The following is a 5,797-nucleotide window of genomic DNA, read 5'->3' on the forward strand; positions in this document are numbered from 1 at the left end:
GCTGACCAGACTGCGGACCCCGGTGTCGCCGAGCACCCGAATGAGTTCGCCGAGGCCTTCGCTGTCGACGTGGGCGTGCAGCGTGGTCCCTTCGTAGCTGACGTCCGCGACGCCGCGGATGCGGGTGAGATCGCCGGGGTCGTTGAGCAAGTCGGCGGTGATCGTCGTCCGGCTGAGGTGCCGCATAGATTCCAGCGTCCCGCTTTCGACGGTCCGGCCGGCGCGGATGATCGTCACCCGTTGGCAGAGGGCCTCGGTCTCGGCCAGGATGTGGCTGGACAGCAGGACGGTCGCCCCGCGATCGCGTGCTTCGGCGACGCACTGCTGAAAGATGTTCTCCATCAACGGGTCCAGGCCACTGCTCGGCTCGTCGAGGAGCAGTAGCCGAGTCCGCGACGAGAAAGCGGAGATCAGCGAGACCTTCTGCCGGTTGCCTTTGGAGTAGGTGCGGGCCTTCTTGTGCGGGTCGAGTTCGAAGCGCTCGACCAGCTCGGCACGTCGCTTTTCGTCGATGCCGCCGCGCATGCGGGCCAGCAGGTCGATCGTCTCGCCGCCGGTCAGGTTCGGCCACAGCGTGACATCGCCGGGAACATAGGCGATGTGGCGGTGCAGGTCGACCGCGTCGGCCCACGGGTCACCGCCGAGTAGGCGCGCCGTGCCCGAGTCGGCCTTCACCACGCCCAGCAGTACCCGGATGGTCGTCGACTTTCCGGCCCCGTTGGGTCCGAGGAAGCCGTGCACCTCGCCCTCCCGCACCGTCAGCTTTAGGCCATCGAGGGCCCGGACGGCACCGAAAGTCTTTGTCAGATCCTGGATTTCGATAGGCGTGTGATTGCTCTTAACTGGCATCAGATTCTCCTTGTTCGGCTTGAGCGAGAAATGCCTCGTACATATGGCTGTCGGTCATCAGCCCGTTGGTGTAGAGCTCGAGGGAGGGCAGCACCATGTCCTGGGCGTAGTCGCGGAGCACTGCCCGCAGATCCGTTGGGGTCTCGTGCATCTGGATGTACAGCAGGAAGCCGCCGCCGCCGGTGATCGCCAGAAACTTGGCCCGGGCCGCGGGATCCCGGCTGGGTTTGAGGATGCCGGAGTTGACGCCTTCGTCCAGGTAAGTCGCGGCGTTGTCCATCATCGTGCGCCAGAACGTCCTCGCGAGGTCGCCGCCGGCCTGCATGCTGCGCACCAGGTAGGCCATCAACGGTGCGTATTCCTCGATCTCGGCCATCGCGGCGAACCAGGTTGCCGGGTCGCTGGAGTTCATCGCCTCGGACTTGCTGCTGCGGATCTCCTCTGCGACATAGTCGTCGCAGGCCTTACGCAGACCGTCTTTGGAACCGAAGTGGTGGATGACGAGTGCAGCGCTCACGCCCGCCGCTTCGGCGATCGAGCGCAGCCCGACGCTGAAGCCCTGCTCGCCGAACCGCTCGATCGCCGCGTCGCGGATCCGGGCCACGGCGGTGAGATCGTCGGCTGAACGCATGTTTAAAACACTAAACACCCGTTCAGTCGGACGTCAAGTGGATAGCCCGTCACGAATCCGTAAAGAGCGTGAAGTCAGTCGCGAACGGCGGCCAGCAGGCCGTCGCCGAGCGGCACCAGGGCCGGGGTGAGCAGTTCGTTCTCGGCGATGAGCCGCGCCGCCTCGCGCACCGCGGCGACCTCTGCGTCGTTGGCGGCCGGATCGCCGGCCCGGCCACCGGCCGCCGCGCCGTGCACGACGATCACGCCGCCGGAGCGCAGCAGCCGCACGCCTTCGACCACGTAGTCCGGCTGGTCGAGCGGGTCGGCGTCAATGAACACCAGGTCATAGGAGTCGTCGGCCAGCCGGGTCAGCACTTCCTGGGCCCGCCCGCTGATCAGCCGGGTCCGCGACGGGCCGATGCTGGCGTCGGAGAAGGCCTCCTTGGCGATCCGCTGGTGTTCAGGCTCGATGTCGATGGTGGTCAGCACGCCGTCGTCGCTCATCCCCGACAGCAACCACAGGCTGCTGACACCGGCGCCGGTGCCGACCTCGACGACGGCCTTTCCGCCGCTGAGTTTGGTCAGCAGGCTCAGCAGCGCTCCGACCGCCGGCGTCACCGCGCCGGCGCCGATGTCGACGGCACGCTCGCGGGCGGCCAGCAGCACCGAATCCTCGGAGATCGAACCCTCGGCATGGGCCGAAAGCGAGTCGGCCCGACTCGTCGTCGCCGGCTGGCCTGGCGTGCTATCGGTCGTGGCCATGGCGTGAGCGTAAGTCCAACCCGTGCCGCGTGCGATCAGGCGCGCCCGTCACCGGCGCCGCGACACGCTCAACGAATCGGTGTGATCTAAACGTAATGTGACCGATATGGCCAGCTCAACGAGGGTATCGGCGCCATTCTCAGTGAAAGCTCAGTGCGATCACATACCGCACACACGCCGATAGACGACGGTATCTCCCATGGAGCGTGGAGGCCGCTGGTCCGGGAATACATCCCGCCATCTTCGCGTTGCCCGCGGTGATGAATTGCCGAGCATCAACGGTAATCTGAGCCCGGAGGAATTGAACATAACCACACTTCTGAGCCCGTCCAGCATGTCGCACCCCGAGCAGTACCGCGACGCCGACTGGGTCGAGCCCGCCGAGGAGCCCTACGGCACCGCGGTCTTCGACGCGACCGGAGACAAGACGGCCATGCCGTCCTGGGATGAGCTGGTGCGTCAGCACGCCGACCGGGTCTACCGACTGGCTTATCGCCTCTCCGGCAACCAGCATGATGCCGAAGACCTGACCCAAGAGACCTTTATCCGGGTTTTCCGGTCGGTGCAGAACTATCAGCCGGGGACCTTCGAGGGCTGGTTGCACCGCATCACCACCAACCTATTCCTGGACATGGTGCGTCGTCGCGGCCGGGTCCGGATGGAAGCGCTGCCCGAAGACTACGACCGGGTGCCGGCCGACGAGCCCAACCCCGAAGAGATCTACCACGACGCCCACCTGGGCCCTGACCTGCAGGCGGCGCTGGATTCGCTGCCGCCGGAGTTTCGCGCGGCAGTGGTCCTGTGTGACATCGAGGGACTGTCCTACGAGGAGATCGGCGCCACGCTCGGCGTGAAGCTCGGGACCGTCCGCAGCCGGATCCACCGTGGACGCCAGGCGCTGCGGGACTATCTGGCGGCGCACTCGGACAGCGCCGTCGCCGCTGAGGGCTGAGACACAACCCACCTGATCGGTGAGTTCATTGGTGTTCGGCATCGGTTGGCGCGCTACATTCGAGGTAGTGCCGCGAAAACACCACGTGATGCCGAGAGGAGTTGGTGATGGTCGAGCGGGGACATGTCTTCCGCCGAGCGTTCTCCTGGCTCCCCGCCCAATTCGCCTCGCAAAACGATGCGCCGGTCGGTGCTCCACGGCAATTCGGCTCCACCGAGCATCTGTCGATCGAGGCCATTTCAGCTTTTGTCGACGGTGAGCTGCGAATGAACGCTCACCTGCGCGCGGCGCATCACATCTCGCTATGCCCGGAATGCGCCGCCGAAGTCGACGGTCACCGTCACGCCCGCGAGGCGCTGCGCGACTCGCACCCGATCAGAGTCCCGAGCACGCTGCTCGGATTGCTGTCGCAGATTCCGCACTGCCCGCCCGACGACGATGCGAGCGCCCAACAGGGCGGCCATTGGGAGACTCCCCGCGGACGGGGCAGCGCCGACCCGCCCCGCCCGCGTGGCAGCGCCGGCCCACCGCCGGAACGCGGTAGGCCGCGCACGATGCGCGATCGATTTGCCGACGGTAGCGGGCGCGACCACCCAGAGCCTCGGTAGGGTGGACACCAGTTTGGCCAAGCCGGTGCGCGGCGCCGTGCTCGACTTCATAGCGCGCGTTTGCTAAGCGCTCGGAAGAGGATGACGTGAGCTCCGATCAAGACAACAACGGTGCCCCTCGGCTGGCGCCGCGACCTGTATCCCGTCCGCCGGTTGACGCCGCATCGCGTCAGGCCTTCAGTCGTCCCGACGGCGTGCAGGGGTCCTTCGTCGCCGAACGCGTCCGGCCGACGAAGTATCGCGACTCCGGGGAGTTCACCCCGCATGACGAACCCGCCGACCCGGTCCTTACCGAGGCCTTCGGTCGTCCATTCCCCGGGGCCGATTCGCTGCAGCGCCACCCCACCGACGCGGGCGCGCTCGAGGACAGCAAGAAGAAGGATGAATTCGAAGACCCCGAGGATCCGTGGCGCGATCCCGGTGCGGCCGCGGCTCTTGGTGACCCGGCGGTAGCGCGCACCAGCGCCCACGGGCCTGACGGCGCGCAAGGCCGGCTCGGTGTGCGTGACGTGTTGTTCGGCGGACGGGTGTCGTACCTGGCGCTGTCGGTGCTTGCCGTGCTGGCGTTGCTGATCGGCTTGGTCGGCGGCGTGGTGGGACGCAAGACCGCGGAGGTCGTCGAGGCGTTCACTACCTCCAAGGTGAACCTATCCACCAACGGCAACAGCGAGTCACCGGCCGGTCGGTTCGCCAAAGTGGCTGCCGCGGTTGCCGATTCGGTGGTCACTATCCAGTCGGTCAGCGATCAAGAGGGCATGCAGGGATCCGGCTTCGTGGTCGACGGCCGCGGCTACATCGTCACCAACAACCACGTCATCTCAGAAGCGGCCAACAACCCGAGCCAGTTCAAGACCACCGTGGTGTTCAACGACGGCAAGGAAGTGCCGGCCAACCTGGTCGGTCGCGACCCGAGGACCGACTTGGCTGTGCTCAAGGTGGACAACGTCAACAACCTGTCGGTCGCCAAGCTCGGTGACTCCGACAAGGTCCGCGTCGGCGACGAGGTGCTGGCCGCCGGTGCGCCGCTGGGTCTGCGAAGCACCGTCACGCACGGCATCATCAGCGCGCTGCACCGCCCAATCCCGTTGTCGGGGGAGGGCTCTGACACCGACACCGTGATCGACGCGATACAGACCGACGCCTCGATCAACCATGGAAACTCCGGTGGTCCGCTGATCGATATGGACTCGCACGTGATCGGCATCAACACCGCCGGCAAGTCGCTGTCCGACAGCGCCAGCGGGCTGGGTTTCGCGATCCCGGTCAACGAGGCGAAAGTCGTTGCGCAGGCGCTGATCAAGGACGGCAAGATCGTGCACCCGACACTGGGTCTGAGCGCGCGGTCGGTGAGCAACGCGATCGCCCAGGGCGCACAGGTCGCCAACGTCAAGGCCGGCGGCCCTGCCGAAAAGGGCGGCATCCTGGAGAACGACGTGGTGGTCAAGGTCGGCAATCGCGGCGTGGCCGACGCTGACGAGTTCGTGGTCGCGGTGCGGCAATTGACCGTCGGGCAGCCCGCGCCGGTCGAGGTGGTCCGCGACGGTCGTCACGTCACGCTCACAGTGACCCCTGGGCCGGACGGCGGCTAATGTTCGCCAACGTCGGCTGGGGCGAAATCCTGGTCCTCATGGTGGTCGGGCTGGTGGTCCTGGGCCCTGAGCGGTTGCCCGGCGCGATCCGGTGGACGTCGTCCGCCCTGCGTCAAGCCCGCGACTACCTCAGCGGAATGACGACCCAATTGCGTGAGGACATGGGCCCCGAGTTCGACGATTTGCGCGAGCCGCTATCGGAGCTGAACAAGCTGCGCGGCATGACGCCGCGGGCGGCGCTGACCAAGCACCTGTTGGACGGCGACGACTCGCTGTTCACCGGCAACTTCGATCAGCCGCGAATCAGCACACCGGAAAAGTTTGTGGCTCAGCCGCTTACACCGGCGGAGCAGCCCGTCGCCGGGCCGGCGCCGTTCGACACCGACGCCACCTGAATTGCGTCGCGCGGTGGGCGCGACATGTAA

General features: G+C 66.6%; 7 protein-coding genes. 4 read left to right on the forward strand and 3 right to left on the reverse strand.

The window, feature by feature from the left end; all coding sequences use genetic code 11:
• The 3 genes from VN856_RS03445 to VN856_RS03455 all read right to left on the reverse strand — a co-directional run.
• On the reverse strand, positions 1-849 hold an 849-nt coding region (locus tag VN856_RS03445; protein ID WP_325686160.1), incomplete at its 3' end, for an ABC transporter ATP-binding protein.
• Entirely contained in the window at positions 839-1,480 is a 642-nt protein-coding gene (locus VN856_RS03450) for a TetR/AcrR family transcriptional regulator (RefSeq protein ID WP_325686162.1), read from the reverse strand. The genes VN856_RS03445 and VN856_RS03450, both read right to left, overlap by 11 nt.
• 74 nt (positions 1,481-1,554) lie before the next feature.
• Entirely contained in the window at positions 1,555-2,223 is a 669-nt protein-coding gene (locus VN856_RS03455) for an O-methyltransferase (RefSeq protein WP_325686164.1), read from the reverse strand.
• 199 nt (positions 2,224-2,422) lie between these two features.
• Between VN856_RS03455 and sigE the strand changes: the two genes are divergently transcribed.
• The 4 genes from sigE (at position 2,423) to tatB (ending at position 5,767) form a co-directional block, all read left to right on the forward strand.
• A complete protein-coding gene (gene sigE, locus VN856_RS03460; protein ID WP_325686166.1) occupies positions 2,423-3,175 on the forward strand; it encodes an RNA polymerase sigma factor SigE in 753 nt (250 codons plus the stop codon).
• A 107-nt stretch (positions 3,176-3,282) separates the two neighbouring features.
• On the forward strand, positions 3,283-3,783 hold the full coding sequence (gene rseA / locus VN856_RS03465; RefSeq protein ID WP_325686168.1) for an anti-sigma E factor RseA: 501 nt from the start codon (positions 3,283-3,285) through the stop codon (positions 3,781-3,783).
• An 86-nt stretch (positions 3,784-3,869) separates the two neighbouring features.
• Positions 3,870-5,372, forward strand: a complete 1,503-nt coding sequence (locus tag VN856_RS03470; protein WP_325686170.1) for a S1C family serine protease — start codon at positions 3,870-3,872, stop codon at positions 5,370-5,372.
• Positions 5,372-5,767: a Sec-independent protein translocase protein TatB gene (gene tatB, locus VN856_RS03475; RefSeq protein WP_325686172.1), complete on the forward strand. Its 396-nt coding sequence runs from the start codon at positions 5,372-5,374 to the stop codon at positions 5,765-5,767. Before VN856_RS03470 ends, tatB begins: the two co-directional genes overlap by 1 nt.
• Positions 5,768-5,797: the final 30 nt, after the last annotated feature.

It is taken from the genome of Mycobacterium sp., from assembly GCF_035603715.1.
In the GTDB taxonomy this organism is placed as follows: domain Bacteria; phylum Actinomycetota; class Actinomycetes; order Mycobacteriales; family Mycobacteriaceae; genus Mycobacterium.